Here is an 18,371-nt window from a genome sequence, read left to right as displayed (position 1 = left end):
TAATTCAGATCGGTTTCAAGAATTAATCATTAGGTTTTAAAACGATTTTTTAAATTGTTCTATAATTTCCTGGGCCGCTTTAACAGGCGAAATTTTATTGGTAACAATATCGTTTTCTAACGAAGACAGTTCGTTTTTAATATTTTTAGAACCGTAAAATAGCTGTTTTAGTTCTTCATTAATATTATTATACATCCATTTTATTTGTTGGTGATTTCTATTTTTTAAGAAATAACCATTGTCGTCCACCAATGTTTTAAATTTTAAAATTTCGTCCCAAACTTTCGAAATTCCAATGTTTTTTATAGCCGAAGCTGTGCTCACAACAGGACGCCATCCAGATTCCGAAGCCGGAAAAATATGAAGCGCATTTTGGTATTGTCTTTTCGCCATATTACTCATGGTAATATTTTCGCCATCGGCTTTGTTAATAACGACCATATCAGCCATTTCCATAATCCCTTTCTTTATGCCTTGTAGTTCATCTCCAGCACCAGCGAGCATTAAAAGTAAAAAGAAATCCGTCATGCCATGTACCGCTGTTTCAGACTGCCCAACACCAACGGTTTCAATTAAAATGACATCGTAGCCAGCAGCCTCACAAAGGAGCATTGTTTCGCCTGTTTTGTTAGAAACACCACCCAAAGTATCGCCAGAAGCAGAAGGTCTAATATAAGCCTCTTCTAAATTTGCTAAATCTTCCATTCTAGTTTTGTCTCCTAAAATACTTCCTTTAGATCGTTGACTACTTGGGTCTATAGATAATATGGCAACCCGATGGCCTTGTTTCACTAAATACAATCCAAAAACTTCTATAAATGTACTTTTTCCAACGCCAGGAACACCTGTAATACCAATACGGATGGATTTACCTGAACTTGGTAATATTTTTTGAACAATTTCTTTAGCTAATTTTTTATCGCTTTCTAAATTACTTTCAATAATAGTAATGGCACGTGATAATGTAACGCGATCTCCTTTTAAAATACCATCGATGTAAGCCTCTGGTGTTAATCTGTTTTTTGGTTTGTAATTTTTCATTTATTGGGTATAAAACTAGGTTTATTTCAGAGGGAAAAGTACTATAACAAATATACTCATATTGCAAAAAAGAACATAAAATACCGTGTGTTTTTAATCCTTTTTAAAGCATGAATTTGTTGCTAAAAATTAGGATATAAATGGTATAAATCGTTTTTGTTTGTATTTTGAATTTGAAATATAAAGGCGTTGTATTTCTAGAATACTGAAAATCAAAAAAATAATTTCGATTTATTATTAATAAAACAAGTTTCTCATGTATTTAAGGCTACCTTTTTAGGGCTGAATAAATATATAATATTGTAATAAAGTAACAGTAAAATTCTTCAATGATGCTAAAGGTTTTGTATTCATCTCTTAAGAAGGTTCAAACAAAGAACATTTTGTTTACATTTCTGGATTAGTAGATGAAATTTGTTAGAATGACGAAGTTGAATTTGATTTAGAAGAAGGTAAAAAAGTTTTATAACATATACGCTATTAATTATAAAAGCCTATCCATTATTGTATAGGCTTTTTTTTAGGCCATAATACTTCAATTATAAATCTAAAATACCAGCAAAACTCTACTATCTTTGCACAAAATATAATTTATGTCACAATCATTTTCTAGTTTAGGTATTCACGCTGCATTACAACGTAGTTTAGCAACGTTAAACATAACGGTACCAACAGATATTCAAGAAAAAACCATACCCGTAATTTTAACCAAAACGGACGATGTTGTTGCTATAGCAAAAACAGGAACAGGAAAAACAGCCGCTTTTGGATTACCATTACTTCAGTTAGTAGATAGCAGCAAAAGTAATATACAAGCCGTAATTTTAGCACCCACACGCGAGTTAGGCCAACAAATTTATAACAATTTAGAGTCTTTTAACCCTGAAGATTTACAGGTTTCTATAGCTGGTTTATTTGGAGGAATTCCTATTAAACCACAAATAGATGCATTAAAAAACACCACACATATTGTGGTAGCAACTCCTGGACGTTTAGCCGATTTAATTGAGAGAAACGCTATAAATATTAAAGAGATTACGTATTTTATTTTAGATGAAGCCGATGAAATGATTAGCGCACACAAAGAAGGTGTGGATGCTATTATTAAAGCTTTACCAAAAACAAGACGTACATTATTGTTTACGGCAACCATGCCTGGAACTATAAAACAGTTGGTTCAAAATAGTTTATCTAAACACGTGGTAACTATTGAGGCCAACATGGAAACTAAGGGGCATCAAGGCATCGATCATCAATATGTAGTGGTAGAACCTATAGAAAAACTTAATGTGTTGATGCACTTTCTAAATACTAACGAAGGGCAACGCGGTATTATATTCTGTAAAACTAAAGCCGCAGTAAATAAATTGGCAAAAAACTTAGCCATCAATAAATTCTCATCTGGAGCTATACATGGGAGCTTATCTCAAGGCATTCGCGATCGTATTATGGGGCAATTTAGAGAAGGGCATATCAATATTTTAGTGGCCACAGATTTAGCGGCTCGTGGTATCGATGTTAAAGATTTAGCCTTTGTGGTAAATTACCATTTACCGGATACTTATGATGCTTATGTACACCGAAGTGGAAGAACAGCTAGGGCAGGAACAACCGGTTTATCTTTAAGTGTTATTCAAGAAGATGAAGTACAAGATATTCCAGAATTTGAAGCAGAATTAGGCATTAAATTCACCCAATTTCAAAAAGCAGATGCTAAGAGTATCGAAGAAAATAACGGTTTACTTTGGGCTAGAAAAATATTTAAAACAAAACCAAATCGTGATATTCCGGAGGATTTTAAAGCAAAAGTAAAAACCATTTTTCATCATTTAACAAAAGAAGAATTGGTGGATAAAATCCTAGCGAATTATATAGCAGAAAACAATACGATTGTTGACAAACAAGAGGTGGTAAAGAAGAAAAAGAAAAATAGGTAATGAGTCAGTTCAGAAAAACACAACAACGTATTTTAGATAAATTGAATATTAAAGCGCTTAATGCTATGCAGGAAGAAGCGTTGTTATCTATTACTAATGTTGAAAACACCGTGCTTTTATCTCCTACGGGAACCGGTAAAACGCTGGCTTTTTTATTACCAACCATTACGGCTTTAGACAAAAATTGCGAAAACGTACAATTACTTATTTTGGTACCTTCTCGTGAGTTGGCTATTCAAATAGAACAAGTTATTCGTACTATAGGCTCTGGTTTTAAAGCCAACGCCGTTTATGGCGGACGTCATTTTTCTAAAGATAAAATAGAATTAGCGCACACGCCAGCTATTTTGGTGGGAACACCGGGTCGTATAGCGGATCATTTGCGTCGGGAAACTTTTATAGTTGAAGATATTAAAACGCTGGTTTTAGATGAATTTGATAAATCTTTAGAGGTTGGTTTCGAAAAAGAAATGAGCGAGATTATCAGTAGTTTGCCTTATATTGAAAAACGGATTTTAACGTCGGCAACTCAGGATATGGAAATCCCCAAATTTGTCGGTTTAGAAAACGAATTGGTGATTGATTATTTAGATACCAAAGTGTCTAAATTAGAAATAAAAAAAGTGGTATCGCCAGATAAAAATAAGTTGCAAACTTTAGTTGATTTATTACAGGATATCGGAAATAAACCGGGTATTATTTTCTGTAATTTTAAAGACACCATCCAATATCTTAGCGATTTTTTAAACGATAACAAAATTGCACATGGTTGTTTTCAAGGAGGAATGGAGCAACAAGATCGCGAACGCGCTTTAATAAAATTCCGTAATGGAACCCATCAAATTATCATAGCGACCGATTTGGCTGCACGTGGTTTAGATATTCCAGAATTGAACTATATTATCCATTATCAACTGCCATTAAAAGCTGAAGAATTTACCCATAGAAATGGTAGAACGGCCCGTATGAATACTGAAGGAACGGCCTATGTGTTACAATGGGAAAAAGAAACAACTCCCGATTTTATAGAAACTACAGAAACGATAGTGCCTAGTGGAAAAACGACTAGAATGGCTACCCAATGGAGCACATTATTTATTTCAGGCGGAAGAAAAGATAAAATATCCAAAGGTGATATTGCAGGCGTACTTTTTAAACAGTGCCATTTGGATAAAACTGAAATTGGCGTTATTGAATTAAAACAAGATTGTGCTTTTGTGGCTGTTCCTAAAGCGAGAGCAGAGCATATTATTTCTAAAATAAACAATACTCGGTTAAAAAAGAAAAAAGTACGAGTTACTTTAATTTAATATCTAATCCAATAGATTTAAATTAAGATTATACGTTATGGATTTTTATTTAGGTTAGTATTAAATGAAAAAAAAGACTATAATTTTAAAAATACAGTCTTTTTTTCAAAATAAAGTTTGTGCTCAAATAATTTTAGCACCTTAAATTATGGTAAAATTTATAGTTTTACATCGCGGCTTTATAAATAGCAATAGTGTCTTCTAAAGTAACTTCTCTTGGGTTTCCACCTGTACAAACATCGGCTAAAGCATTTTTAGCCATTTCTTCAAAGTCTTCTTCTTTAACATTAAACTCTTTTAAACCAGAAGGAATTCCTACTGATTTTGATAACGCTTTAATAGCTTCAATAGCGGCATTAGCACCTTGAGTATCGCTCATTTCTAAAACGCCAACTCCCATGGCTCTTGCTACTTTTTTTAATTTATGAGCACATGCAGGAAGATTAAATTTTTCTACGTGCGGTAACAAAATAGCATTTGCAACGCCATGTGGCATATCATACATGCCTCCTAATTGATGTGCCATAGAATGTACAAAACCTAAACCTGCATTAGAAAATGCCTGACCTGCAATAAACTGCCCCCAAGCCATTTTACTTCTAGCTTCGAGATTTTGTCCGTCGACAACCGCAATTTCTAAACTTTGAGAAATTAGTTTTATAGCTTCTAGTGCTAAGGCGTCAGACCAACCAAAAGCCCCTTTGGTTACATAGGTTTCTATGGCATGTGTTAAAGCATCCATGCCTGTAGCTGCGGTAAGCCCTGCAGGTTTCCCTAACATTAATACAGGATCATTTACGGCAATAGAAACTAAGCAGTTTTTATCGACCATGACCATTTTTATATGGCGTTTTTCGTCTGTAATCACATAATTAATAGTAACTTCACTGGCTGTACCTGCGGTCGTATTAATGGCTATTAATGGTAACGATTTTTGTTTAGATAAGTTAATGCCTTCATAATCTCCAATTTTCCCACCATTTGTAGCTAATATTCCAATGGCTTTCCCACAATCTTGAGGCGAGCCTCCTCCAAGTGTGATTATAAAATCGCAATTGTTTTCTTTTAATAAAGCCAAACCGTGATCAACATTTTTTACTGTTGGGTTGGGGTGCACATCATCAAAAACAACAACCTCTATTTTGGCTGATTTTACAACATCAAGTACTTTTTGAGCCACACCTAATTTTACTAAAATTTTATCAGTAACAAATAGCGCCTTTTTATAATTTAAGCTTTTTAATTCTTCTCCTAAATCATTTAATGCTCCTGGTCCGATAAGACTTAAAGGTGGTAAATATATTCTTCTGTTTTGTAACATGTTATCTTTTTATTTCCTGATTTATAATACTTCAAAGATCTTATATAAGTTGAATGAATTATATGATATTTATCATTTGAAATCTCCATCAGCTTTATGAGTGTCTAAAATTTCAAATTCATAAAATCAAAAAGCTCTGAATTGCATGCTATTCAGAGCTTTTTGATTTTAATAAAGTTTCTTAAAAATAATAAAATTTGATTTAAATCTATTACTTATTCAGGTTGACAACATCTTCCGTATTTATTTTAGAAAGTTCTGTAAGTTGGTTAGCTTCAAAAAGGGTCGGTAAATCTTTTAAAGGCGTACCCACTGGTGCTTTATAATTCACATAATCTTGAAAGGTAATACCGTTTACAACACGCTTGTTATAAGCTCTTCTAAAACGAACACCACCTTTATTTACGCTGTAATTATAGGCTAAGTAATCTATTTTTTTAGTGTTTGTATTTATCCAATAGTAGTATTCATCGTCGTGATCTTCACCACCACCATCTTGGTTAAAGGTAATTTCAATAACATCATAAGTTTTCCCTTTGATGGTGGTGTTTTCAATGTATTTAGAATTCACGGCGTCATCATTCAGCTTATAGGGTAGTGTAGCAAAATAAATTACAGAATTTATGGTTCCGCTACCGCTGGCAATGTCTTTTTCTGAAAGTGTGATGGCTGTGTTATCAACCGTTCTTGTAAAGACCCCGTTTTTTAAAACATCTTTAATTAATGAATCTCCTTTTTTATAGGTTTTGGTGTATTCGTAATTAGAACCATCATTTATAAATTGAAACGTATTGCCTCTAAAAACAAATGAATACTTAGCGGTTTTGTATAAATTACCACCATGAGCCCTAATGGTTTCATTTAATATTTTTTCAGATTTTGTTAAAGAAATAGGCGAGGGGGTTTTAGTTGTTGTTTCTATTATTTTAGGTGAGTTTTTTTTCTCTTTATAATTGCATGATAACAACCACATTATGGAGAAAAACATTAAAACGTATTTTGTAGGCATAATTGTTTTTTTTTTAGATTAAAAACTTTGTCGTTTATATGTAAATACCTGTCAAAAAATACTAGATATTTAAAATAAATTATTGGTATAACAATATTAGGTGGCCTTTGTTTTTGGAATAGTAAAATAGAAAGAAGTTCCTATGTTTATTTCGCTTTCTACCCAAATGTGGCCGCCATTATTTTTTACCATTTCCTTGCATACTCGAAGACCTAAACCTGTTCCTTTTTCATTCATTGTACCGTAGGACGTTGATGTGTCTTTTTCTTTAAAAATAGTAGTTAAGGCGGTTTTACTAATGCCAATGCCATTATCTTTAACTTCTATTTTCCATAAGTTAGATTGTTCTGATGCATGTATATGAATTGCTCCTTGTTTATGTGTAAATTTCAAAGCATTACTAATTAGGTTACGAATAACAATATCAATTTGGTTTTTATCGCACCAACTGACAACATCAAGATTTAAAGTATTTGTAATTTGTATTGATTTACTCTCTCTTTGTTTGGAGAGTAATGCAATATTTTCATCTACCAAAGTTTTTATGTTTGTTAAACTGGGTTCGGTTACTAGACCATTCATTTGTGTTTGTCCCCACGTTAATAGGTTGTTTAGCGTAAAAGCAATACTGTCTATATTTTCGCCAATTTGTGGCATAAACTCTATAAATTCTTCTGTTGTTAGCTCACTTTTATTAAATAAATCGAAGAGTTCTTTGAATGAATTTATAGGGCCTTTCAAGTCGTGAGCAATAATTGAAAACAGCTTGTTTTTAGTGGTATTAACATCATTTAAATGGGCTTCGTTTTGTTGTAATTCTCTCGTGTTTTCTGTTAATTTTTGGTTTAAAATATTTTGTTCTTTATTGTTTCTTTTTAGAATAATGATAATAACCAAAAACGCGAGAATTATTAATAAAGCAATATAAATATAGCTAAGTTGTTTAATTTGTTGTTGTTCATTCTCTAAGATATATTGTTCTTTTTCTTGTTCAAAGTCGAGATTAGATTTTAGTCTTCTTAATTCTTTTCTGTTGTTTTTTTTATTTATCGTGTCTAAAATAGTTTTTAGCTCTTCTAAGTATGTTATAGCTTTTTCTGGTTGTCTTCTTTCTTTTTCTAATTTGTATAGTAGTTCTAAAATAGCATCACGGCCATCTATTATTTTTAACGTTTTAGATAGTTGAAGTGCTTTTTTTGCATAATTTTCAGCAAAATCTATTTCTTTTAAGCCAAAATACGTTTTAGATAGGCGTGTAAATAAAGGAATTTTGTATCGATTTTTATCAATTTGTTTATGAATGTTCTCGCTTTTTTTTAACCAAATTAAAGCCAGATTAAAATTCTCTTGTTTTAAATAAATAGTCCCTTTTAATTCAAAAGCATAGGCCAACCAAGAATCTAATTTAGCTGGTTTAAAAATAGCTATAGCACGGTTTACCATACTAGATGCATTTTTTAAATCTCCTATTTTAATATAGCAATCGGTTATATTAGTCATGGTTTTTGCTGCCATGATATCATTTTCATCTTTTTTATTGAGTTCCATAGCCTTCATTAAATAGAAAATAGCTTGATGGTACTCCTTTTGTATGCTATAAATTACAGAAATGTTTACATAACATCTAGATAAAAAATTATATTTATTAAAGGTTTTGGCTATTTGAATGGCATCTAAATATTGTTTTAGTGCTTTAGCGTAATCATCTTTAAATTTATATTCTACGGCTAATTTAATTTTAGATTCTAGAAATAAATTTATTTCATTTGTGGCTGCTGCATCGGATATTGCTTTAGAAAAATATAAAATGGCCTGATCTTGTTCACCCTTATTAGAAAAATACAAGCCTTTGAGCAAATTACCCTGTATTTGCCCTTTTATATAATTTGCTTTATCACTTAGATTTAAAGACTCGTTAGAAACAATACGTAAGCTGTCTAGGTTGTATTGGCTATATTGCATCCCTAAATCATACAATAAATTAATATAGACGGTGTCTTTCTTAAAATTATGAGTTTTTTGAAGCGTTTTTATTTTAAGTTGTAAGTCTTTTTTTATTGATTTTTGTGCCTGTAAAGAGAAACTGTTTAAACAAGAAATAATAATAACCCATAAAGCGAGATTTGATATCTTTACGGGATCTAATTTATTTATTATTCTTCTACAGCTCATTATCCTCTATTTAACAAACTTACACGCATGATTCTATTAGTTGTAAATTACATTATAATACCACAATTACCAATATGAAAGTGGACTTAAATCCAATATATAAAGATAAAAAGCAAATTTAATAGATTAAAAGCGTTTTTTAGCTAATAAAATGGAAATTGTTACGTGTAACATAAAAAAAATCAATTATCACTTTTTGGTGGCTTTGGTATGGTAAAGAAAAAAGAAGTTCCTTGATTTAAAACACTTTCTACCCAAATTTGTCCACCATTATTTTTCACCATTTCTTTACATACTTTAAGTCCTAAACCTGTTCCTTTTTCATTCATGGTACCATAAGATGATGACGTAAATTTATCTTTAAAAATATTCGATAAAGTTTTAGAATCCATACCCACCCCAGTATCCTTAACTTGTAATTCCCAGGCTTCCTTTTTATCTATAGCACTAATAGTTATTGTGCCTTGGATAGGGGTAAATTTAACCGCGTTACTAATTAAATTACGAATAACAATATCGATCTGGTTTCTATCACACCACACGATAACCTTCGAGCTTATGGCACCTATAATTTGTATATGTTTTTCCTCGGCTTGCTTGGAAAGCAGCCTAATATTTTCGTCAACAAGTGTTTTTACAGCTGTAACACTTGGTTTTGTTACCAAACCATTCATTTGCGTTTGTCCCCAGGTTAACAAGTTATTCAAGGTAAAAGCGATACTGTCTATATTTTTGCCAATTTGCGGCATAAATGTTATAAATTCTTTAGCCGTAAGATCACTACTAAAAAACAAATCGAAGAGAGATTTAAACGTATTTATGGGACCTCTCAAATCGTGAGCAATAATAGAAAATAATTTGTTTTTAGTAGCATTGACTTCATTTAAATGTTTTTGATTTTTCTCTAATGCTTTTGTGTTTTCTAAAAGTTTTTGATTTAGTCTGCTTTGCGTTTTATTATTTTTTTTCAGAATAATAATAACAGTTAGAAAGGAGAGAATTATGAGTACTGCAATAAAGATATAACTTCGATGTTTTATACGCCGTTCTTTATTGATTAAAATATATTGTTCTTTTTCTTGTTTGAATGCTTGGTTAGTTTTTAATATTCGTAATTCTTTTTTATTATTGTTTATATTGATGGTATCGGCAATGGCTTTCAATTCCTCTAAATAGCTAAGTGCAGCAAAAAGGTCGCCAGTTATTTTTTTTATTTTAAAGAGAATATCTAAGATATCATTACGGTTTACTAATGAATTGAATTCTTTTGAAAGCTTTAAAGCTTTCATAGCATAGCTTTCGGAAAGTTCATAATTGTTAAGTCCAAAATAAGCTTGAGCCATAAGTGTATATAACTCAATTTTATAGCGTTTTTGATCGATTTTTTCATTAATGCCTTCACTTTTTTTCAACCACATTAATGCATTACTAAATTGATTTTGTTCAATGTAAATATTTGCTTTAATTTCATAAGCATAAGTGAGCCAATGATGTAGTTTTAAGTTTTCGAAAATAGAAATACACTCATCTACATGTATGGAGGCATTTGCTATATCTCCAATTTCCACATAAGTATATGCTAAATTAGAAAGGGTTATTCCGGTTAACCTTTTATCCCCCTTTATTTTATTAAGCTTCATGGCTTTATTTAAAAAATAGATGGTTTGGTTATATTCTTTTTGGCTACTATAAAGCACGGAAAGGTTAATATAATATACAGACAAATAGGATGTACTATTATTTTCTTTTGCTATTTCAATACCACTTAAATATTCCTGTAAGGCTTTAGCATACTCATCTTGAAAAGCATACTCGTTACCTAATTCGCTCTTAGATTCTAATATAATTTCTAAAGCATTAGTTTTTTTTGCTTTTGAAATTGCTTTAGTAAAGCATTTAATAGCTAGCTCTTGTTGACCCGTACCAGAATAATACCCGCCTTTATTTAAATATCCTAAAGCTTCACCCTTTGTGTATTTAATGGCTTGACTTAATTTAATAATTTCATTAGCACCAATAAGTAAACTGTCTAAATTATAACTCAAATATTCTCTGCCTAATCGGTATACTAAATTAATATATGTGGTGTCTTTTTGAAAATTTGGAGTTTCTCGAAGTGTACTAATTTTAGCCTGTATGTCTTCTTTTGTTCTGTTTTGACACCAGACAGAAAAGCTATTTAAAAAAAAAGCTAGTATAAAATAAATCCCGATATAGGATAAACTGCGGCGATATATTTTAAAAATAGCTTGCATAAGTTTTGGGCTATATAATGGGAAGTTATATATAGCCCAATATAAGTAGTAAAATTATTTAAAGCAAAGATTTTACCGCAATAAACCATGATATTTATTAGATATAATAGATAAAAAACATGTTTAATCGATTAAAAAGTGGTTTTAGTAGAGGTTTAGTTAGAATTCATAATAACTACTGGAATATTTAAATGCAAACGGGATTGATATCTACATTAACAAGCTTTAATTGTAAAAACCAAATAATTACACGCACAGGTTTCTGCTTTAAAAATTATATTAAAAACAAGGAATAATTTACAAATAAAAAAGGTTGCTTAATTAATTAGGCAACCTTTTTAAACTGTTTTTAGGCTTTTATTATAAATTTAATAAGCCATTTTTACAATTTTTTCTACTTTTTCAGGTGTTATGTCTTGATGTTCACCTAAAGCTAACCAGCCTCGATCTGTAAATCTTTTTGCAATTTCTTCGGCAGTACCTTGGTAATCGATTGTGTAATCTGATAATTTGGTATCGATGCCCAATTCATGGAAAAAATTTACTGTTTTTTCAATAGCCGCATAAGCTTTATCATCTATACTCCCTTCTGTAATCTGCCAAACACGTTCGGCATATTGTGCTAATTTTTCTTTTTTAGCTTCAAAATTATATTTATAATGACTAGGAACAATAATAGCTAATGTACGAGCGTGATCTATACCAAATAAAGCGGTTAACTCATGTCCCATGGCATGAACAGCCCAATCGTTAGGGACGCCTTTTTGAATAAGTCCGTTTAATGCCATGGTACAACTCCACATAAAGTTTGCTGCTGCTTGATAATTGGATGGGTTTTTTAATACTTTAGGAGCAACCTCTAAAAGGGTATGTAAAATACTTTCGGCAAAACGATCTTGTAAAAGCGCTCCTACTGGATAGGTCATATATTGTTCTAAAACATGTGTAAATGCATCGGTTAAACCATTTGCCAATTGACGACGTGGAATAGAAGCAATAACCTGTGGATCTAATATAGAAAACTCTGGGAATAAACCAGGACCACCCATGGCTAGTTTTTCTTTTGTTTCTGCTCGGGTAATCACGGCTCCAGAATTCATTTCAGATCCTGTTGCGGGTAGGGTTAAAACCGTTCCAAAAGGCATTCCTTTTTCTGTTCTAATCTTTTGAGTTAAAATATCCCACGGCGTAGCACCATTAAATAAAGCTGCTGCCGATAAAAATTTAGTACCATCTATAACAGAACCACCACCTACAGCCAATAAATATGTAATTTTTTCATCTTTTATAAGGGTTAGCGCTTTTATTAAGGTATCATATTCGGGATTGGCAGGAATACCTCCAAACTCTACAACATTAAAATTAGATAAGGCTGTTTTTACCTGTTCGTAAACCCCATTTTTTTTTATACTTCCACCGCCATAAAGCAATAATACTTTGGCATCGTTTGGAATTTCATTTTCTAATTTTTTAATAGCCTCTTTTCCAAAAATTATTTTGGTAGGATTTTTAAATTCAAAATTATTCATCTGTTTCTTTCTTTATATTTTAACAATCATTTTTTTCTACCTTACAAAAGCCTAAAAGTTTTAGTAATTTTAAGTACCCCATTCAAATAGGTTTCATTGTTTTTATTCTATAACAGTAACTAACTCTTCCATTGGTTTTCTCACTTTTTTAAGGTTTACTAACCAATCTGCTTCATCTTTTCTATAGCCTAATGGTAATAAAACGGCACTACGCAATCCTTTTTCACGCAATCCTAAAATTTCATCTACAGCAGCTGGATCAAAACCTTCTATAGGGGTGGCATCCACACCTTCAAAAGCAGCAGCAACAATAGCTTGCGAGAAAGCTATATAAGCTTGTTTGGCTGCATGATTAAAGTTTTCCTCTGTATCTTTCTGTGGATAAGAATTTAAAAGCATTTGGCGGTAATTTTCCCAACCTTCGTTCTTAAAACCACGAATGTCGTTAGTTAAATCGAACATGTGGTTAATTCTATCGGCAGTATAGGTATCCCATGCAGCAAAAACCAGTAGGTGGGAGCAGTCTGTAATTACAGATTGATTCCAAGCAACAGGTTTAATTTGTGCTTTAATATCTTGATTTTTAATAACAAATATTTCGAAAGGTTGCAGTCCGCTTGATGTTGGAGCTAAACGCGCCGCTTCTAAAATGCGCTCAATTTTGTCTTCAGGAACTTGTGTTCCATTCATTGCTTTTGCAGCGTATCTCCAGTTTAATTTGTCTAATAATTCCATGTAATTCTATTTTTTTTAGTTTGATTTTGAAATTTGTTTTATCTCGTTTGATGTGATAATCGTTTCGGCATGATTGTTACTATTTGCTAAATTAATCATAGCCTGCGCGATGGTTTCAGCATTAATAATTTTGTATTGTTTTAGCTTCCCTATAAAAAAGGGTTCAATGACTTGGAAAACTGCCAGTCCTATTTTTTCTAATAATCTCAGTTCTTGCCTTTCTCCACCAATTAAAGAAGGCCTTAAAATGAAGGTGTTTTTTATGTTTTGGCCTAACACATCTTGCTCCATTTCTCCTTTGGTTTTATTGTAAAACATCGAACTATTTTTATTAGCGCCCATAGCTGAAATGACTATAAACGTTGGTATATTATTTTCTTTTGAAAGGGTTGCAGCTGTTACCGGAATACCATAATCTATTTTTTTATATAGTCTTTTATCTGGTGTTTTTTTTGCCGTTGTACCAATACAACAATACACGTCATCGGCTTTAAAATTGGGTTTAAAAACTTCCAAATTCAATAGATCTCCAATATATTGTGTTACCTTATTAGGTAAGCCTTCAATTTTAGAACGCGAAAACAATTTAATGCTTTCATAACGCTCATCTTCAATTAATTTCTGAAGTAAATGTTTTCCCGTTAACCCTGTTGCCCCTAATATAATAGCTGTTTTCTTCATGTTATTTACAAACTTTTATACTACTCCAAGCCGATTGATAAGCTTCCTCCAAATGTGTTTTATTTAATTGAAAAGCCCCACGTTTTTGAGCCATCATTAAAAATGATAGGGGATTAATAGCATAAGCATATAACAGATAATCTGATACGGGTTTTATAATTCCCTCCTGTCTACCGCGCTCCCAAAGATCGAGTAGGGGTTGTAGGTGTTTAATCCCTTCTTGACGGCTTATTTCATCAATAATAGGGGTGTTGTCACATTGCGCTAAAAACATGGCGTGTTCGCATTCTTTGAGTTTAAAATCTGCTATGCGTTTCCAAATTAGTTCAAAACCCGATTCCACAGACATATTTTCGTCATATGTATCAAAAGCATATTTGGTATATTCTGCTTTAACATCTATGTATGTTTGGTTTACTAAATCTTGTTTGTTTTCAAAATATAAATATATGGTGGCAGGTGATACATTGGCCATTTTGGCTATTTTGCTCATTGGTGTAGCATGAAACCCCGCATTATTTACTAGTTCTATAGTCGCTTTTACAAGCGCATTTCTTTTATCTATACTTTTTTGAAGTTTTGCCATAATTCTAAATTATAAACAAAGATATATAAAAAAATGAATGTTCATTCTTTTTTAACATACATTTATATATCTCTAGAAACATTAGTATAAACAATTCTAATTTTCTCTTGGTTTAAAAAAGTAAATATGGGTTATATTAAGGTCGTCAGTTATACAATTAAGTCGACCATTACAAGACTTCATTGTTACGCATATAAAATAAGGAACACACCTAATAGAATTCCGGTGAGTGGCACTAGTTTTTTTCGTTTGTTTTGCTCTTTAAAGAGAAATCCTCCAACAACTACAGCGATAATAATCTGGCTACGCTTAATAGCTGAAAGTAGCATAATTAAAGCTTCAGGATCTTGAAGCGCCTTAAAATAGAAATAATCGGCCGATGTTAATAAAACCCCAACCGCTGGAATAGTCCATCGGAATGTAAAGGCTTTTCGCTTTTCAGCATATGGAAACCAGGTGATTGTTAATATAACCAGTAAAATGAGAATGACGTAAAAACTAAACCAAAACAATAAGGTTTGTGGGGCTAAAGCTAGGCTCTGTATTAAAAACTTATCATATAGTCCACTAGAAGCTCCTAAAAAAGTGGCTGCTATAATGGCGAAAATCCATTGGTTACGTTTAAAATTAATGCCTTCTTTTTTACCAATTTTAGAATATAGCATCACTGAAAAAATAATAAGAAAAAAGCCAAGCCATTGCAAGCCATTAGGTTTTTCATCATAAATAAGGATAGCGCCAATAAAGGTAAAAAACGGACCGGCAGAGCGAATAGGCGTGACAATAGTTATGGGTAAATGCTTAAGTGCTTGGTAAGCCAAAACCCAGGAACTTGCCATAATAGCCGATTTTATAAAAATAAAGCCATGCGTTTCCCATGGGATAGGGTCGATATAAAAGCCGAGATTCTTAGTGAACCCAGGAAAATAAATGGAACCTATAAAAAAAGGTAAAAGAAAAATAAAACTAGAGGTTACTGTACCCAAAAGTACCGGAAACACCTCGTTTCCCTGCACAGCATGTTTTTTACATAAATTATGTAACCCTAAAAATAACGCGGCTAAAAGCCCTAAATACATCCACATTGCGCGAAAATAAGATAATGGATGTATTTAGAGTACTAATGTTAAAAAAAATGATAGAGATTTAATATTAGGGTTAATGATGTGGTTGTTTACGCCAAAGTCATTAATGTTCACCGTAACCCACATCATCCATTTTTCCACTAAACACTTTATATTGAATAAACATATAAACAGCCACCAAAATAACAGCAATAACAAACCAATATATACCAATTGATAAGCCGTATTCATGAGCAGCCACGTTGTATAAAGTTAAATCTGGATTAATACTGTTTGTAGAGGGTAACACTTTTGGAAAAATAGATGCTACTGTTGTGGTTAAACCTCCAAATAAAAATAAGGAGGAAAACAAAAATCCGATGCCATGTTTTTTAAATGATTTTACCTTAAATAAACCAAACAAACCAACTATTGTAATACTTGGAAAAATCCATAACCAAGGATGAACCATAAAATTATGAAATGGGTTTGGATCAATAATATGCCATATTGAAATAGAAACAATTACCAATATAAGTAGAACTATATTTAAACTGAAAACCACTTTTTTTAGCTTCTCATTAAGATCTGAATTGGTTTTAAAAATAATCCAATTGGCACCATGAATGGCAAGTGAAACCACACCAATAATACCCAATAATAAGGTAAACCAATCGATGATTCCTAATTCTTCGGCATGCGGGCTAAAGGTTGGATTCCAAAGCGGTAAAAAGAAAAAGTGCGCTTCGTGAGTAGACACGCCATTAACTACATTTCCTAAATTAACACCACGAACTACATTTCCTAAAGCCACGCCAAAAAACAAGGCTAACAGTAAACTTGAAATACCAAAAGCTTTATCCCATATAGCTTCCCACATGCGGTTATGTACTTGCCCACGCAATTCGAGACCTATGGCTCTAAAAATAAGCAACCATAATATCATGATTAAGGGGAGGTAAAATCCACTAAAAGATGAGGCATATAAAGTTGGAAACGCAAAGAATAACACACCGCCAGCAGCAATAAGCCAAACTTCGTTAGCATCCCAAAAGGGGCCAATAGCATTGGTAATAGCTTTTTTATCTTTTTCTGTTTTAGCAAAGAATAGGTGAATAATGCCTGCTCCAAAATCGTAACCATCTAGAATGACATAAATTGCCAACATGGTCATTAAAACAATATACCAAAATAATTCCATAATTAGTGTGTGTTAAGTTGTTGTGGACCTTTATTAATTATTTTGCCTGCAAGCATTAAAAATAAAAGACCTAATAGTAAGTATAAACCAATAAAACCAAGTAGTGTAAATAACGTATTTCCAGCCGAAACCGTTGGAGAAGCTCCTTCTGTTGTACGCAGTAAATTATAAACTAACCAAGGTTGTCTGCCTAATTCGGCGGTGTACCAACCTGTGGTATTTGCAATATATGGAAACGGAATCATAAATAACAGAGACCATAAAATCCATTTGGTTTTATAAAGTTTTTTTCTATAAAGTTGCACCGCTGCCAAAAGCATAAGCCCTATAAAAATTGTGCCTAAACCAACCATAATATGGTAGGCATAATATAAGCCAGGTACATTGGTAGGGTGGGTGCTTTTATCAAATTCATTTAAACCTTTAATTTCTGCATTCCAGTCTTGATAAGTTAAGAAACTTAAAATATTAGGAACGGCAATTTTGTTGTCTAATTTTTGCTCAAGCATATTTGGTTGACCGATAAGTACAATTTCCGATCCGCCATCTTCAGTTTCAAAAATCCCTTCCATAGCAGCAAAGGTTACTGGTTGATGTTTTACCACGTTTTTAGCTACTAAATCGCCAGTTGGAAACGCTACTAAAATACTGGATACCAAACCAAAAACAACACCTGTTTTTAAAAAGAGCTTTCCAAATTCGCTGTGTTTATTGTTTAGAATATAGAAAGCACCAATACCAGCAACCACAAAGGATGCCGTAATAATTGAGGCTAATTGATTGTGTAAATAAGAGGGTAGTAGCCATGGGTTAGAAAATAAAGCCCCAAAATTATTAAGTACAAATTTGCCATTTTCTAGAACTTCGTAGCCTACAGGATATTGCATCCAGGAGTGTGTAGCAATAATTAAATAACCACTGGCCCAAGAGCCTAAAAAGACTAAAAATCCTGTGACGAAATGTAGTTTATGGCCTAAGAGTTTTTCTCCAAAAATGAAAAGTCCTAAAAAGGAGGATTCTAAAAAGAAGGAGAACATACCTTCCATAGCGAGGGTTTGGCCAATTATGCCTCCGGTTAATTCTGAAAATTTAGCCCAATTGGTGCCAAACTGAAATTCCATGGGGATTCCCGTAACCACACCCATAGCAAAATTTAAGGCGAAAATTTTCATCCAAAATTTAGCAGCATCGTTATATTTTTCAAGATTAGAGTAAAGATATCTCCCTTTAAAATAAACGACCAAAAGGGACAAGCCCATGGTTAATTGCGGAAATAAATAGTGAAAGGTAATGGTAAACGCAAATTGCATTCTATCATAAAATAGCATGTCTTCCATAAAAGTAGTAATTTATGTTTGTTGCGGACAAAGGTATCTGGTTTTACCAAGTAAAAGAGTGACTTGTGTTACACAAATGACTTTTATTTATAGAAATTTAACAGATATAAATTGTCCAAATTATTTACTAATTACAAAGTTACTCAATGCTTTTGGTTTGGGATATGTATTACGCAAGAATATTGTAACAAAA

At 32.3% G+C, this 18,371-nt stretch carries 14 protein-coding genes and 1 pseudogene; 3 read left to right on the top strand and 12 right to left on the bottom strand.

Annotated features, from left to right (window positions below; translation table 11 throughout):
- Positions 1 to 36: 36 nt before the first annotated feature.
- The gene (meaB, locus tag FQU21_RS14430; protein ID WP_147678713.1) at positions 37 to 1,041 is read right to left on the bottom strand and encodes a methylmalonyl Co-A mutase-associated GTPase MeaB; all 1,005 of its coding nucleotides are present in this window, start codon (positions 1,039 to 1,041) and stop codon (positions 37 to 39) included.
- Between the two features lie 304 nt (positions 1,042 to 1,345).
- Here meaB and FQU21_RS17750 point away from each other — a divergent pair.
- From FQU21_RS17750 to FQU21_RS14415, 3 genes and pseudogenes are all read left to right on the top strand, one after another.
- Positions 1,346 to 1,459 (top strand): annotated as a pseudogene (locus FQU21_RS17750) (cold-shock protein); the annotation flags it as partial.
- A gap of 175 nt (positions 1,460 to 1,634) precedes the next feature.
- The gene (locus tag FQU21_RS14420; RefSeq protein WP_147678712.1) at positions 1,635 to 2,978 is read left to right on the top strand and encodes a DEAD/DEAH box helicase; all 1,344 of its coding nucleotides are present in this window, start codon (positions 1,635 to 1,637) and stop codon (positions 2,976 to 2,978) included.
- Complete coding sequence (locus FQU21_RS14415; protein WP_147678711.1) at positions 2,978 to 4,288, top strand: DEAD/DEAH box helicase; 1,311 nt, start codon at positions 2,978 to 2,980, stop codon at positions 4,286 to 4,288. The genes FQU21_RS14420 and FQU21_RS14415 overlap by 1 nt, the downstream gene beginning before the upstream one ends.
- Positions 4,289 to 4,454: 166 nt before the next feature.
- Here FQU21_RS14415 and FQU21_RS14410 read toward each other — a convergent pair whose 3' ends face one another.
- From FQU21_RS14410 to FQU21_RS14360, 11 genes are all read right to left on the bottom strand, one after another.
- Positions 4,455 to 5,609, bottom strand: a complete 1,155-nt coding sequence (locus tag FQU21_RS14410; protein ID WP_147678710.1) for an iron-containing alcohol dehydrogenase — start codon at positions 5,607 to 5,609, stop codon at positions 4,455 to 4,457.
- Between the two features lie 211 nt (positions 5,610 to 5,820).
- Complete coding sequence (locus FQU21_RS14405) at positions 5,821 to 6,618, bottom strand: DUF6503 family protein (RefSeq protein WP_187269391.1); 798 nt, start codon at positions 6,616 to 6,618, stop codon at positions 5,821 to 5,823.
- A gap of 96 nt (positions 6,619 to 6,714) precedes the next feature.
- Positions 6,715 to 8,790 carry a tetratricopeptide repeat-containing sensor histidine kinase gene (locus FQU21_RS14400; RefSeq protein WP_147678709.1) on the bottom strand — a complete coding sequence of 692 codons (2,076 nt, stop codon included), beginning with the start codon at positions 8,788 to 8,790 and terminating at the stop codon, positions 6,715 to 6,717.
- A gap of 182 nt (positions 8,791 to 8,972) precedes the next feature.
- Positions 8,973 to 11,045 (bottom strand): tetratricopeptide repeat-containing sensor histidine kinase, encoded by a 2,073-nt coding sequence (locus tag FQU21_RS14395; RefSeq protein ID WP_147678708.1) that lies wholly within the window; start codon positions 11,043 to 11,045, stop codon positions 8,973 to 8,975.
- 368 nt (positions 11,046 to 11,413) lie between these two features.
- Positions 11,414 to 12,574 carry an iron-containing alcohol dehydrogenase gene (locus FQU21_RS14390; RefSeq protein ID WP_147678707.1) on the bottom strand — a complete coding sequence of 387 codons (1,161 nt, stop codon included), beginning with the start codon at positions 12,572 to 12,574 and terminating at the stop codon, positions 11,414 to 11,416.
- Positions 12,575 to 12,676: 102 nt separating this feature from the next.
- Entirely contained in the window at positions 12,677 to 13,309 is a 633-nt protein-coding gene (locus FQU21_RS14385) for an NAD(P)H-dependent oxidoreductase (RefSeq protein ID WP_147678706.1), read from the bottom strand.
- A gap of 15 nt (positions 13,310 to 13,324) precedes the next feature.
- Complete coding sequence (locus tag FQU21_RS14380) at positions 13,325 to 13,990, bottom strand: NAD(P)H-binding protein (RefSeq protein WP_147678705.1); 666 nt, start codon at positions 13,988 to 13,990, stop codon at positions 13,325 to 13,327.
- Position 13,991: 1 nt separating this feature from the next.
- Entirely contained in the window at positions 13,992 to 14,576 is a 585-nt protein-coding gene (locus FQU21_RS14375; protein WP_147678704.1) for a TetR/AcrR family transcriptional regulator, read from the bottom strand.
- Positions 14,577 to 14,761: 185 nt separating this feature from the next.
- Complete coding sequence (locus tag FQU21_RS14370) at positions 14,762 to 15,661, bottom strand: EamA family transporter (protein WP_147678703.1); 900 nt, start codon at positions 15,659 to 15,661, stop codon at positions 14,762 to 14,764.
- A 103-nt stretch (positions 15,662 to 15,764) separates the two neighbouring features.
- Positions 15,765 to 16,841, bottom strand: a complete 1,077-nt coding sequence (gene cydB, locus FQU21_RS14365) for a cytochrome d ubiquinol oxidase subunit II (protein WP_147678702.1) — start codon at positions 16,839 to 16,841, stop codon at positions 15,765 to 15,767.
- A 2-nt stretch (positions 16,842 to 16,843) separates the two neighbouring features.
- Entirely contained in the window at positions 16,844 to 18,178 is a 1,335-nt protein-coding gene (locus tag FQU21_RS14360; protein ID WP_147678701.1) for a cytochrome ubiquinol oxidase subunit I, read from the bottom strand.
- Positions 18,179 to 18,371: the final 193 nt, after the last annotated feature.

It is taken from the genome of Algibacter pacificus (genome assembly GCF_008033385.1).
Taxonomy (GTDB): Bacteria; Bacteroidota; Bacteroidia; order Flavobacteriales; family Flavobacteriaceae; genus Algibacter; species Algibacter pacificus.
This window is presented reverse-complemented; position numbering and strand designations above follow the sequence as displayed.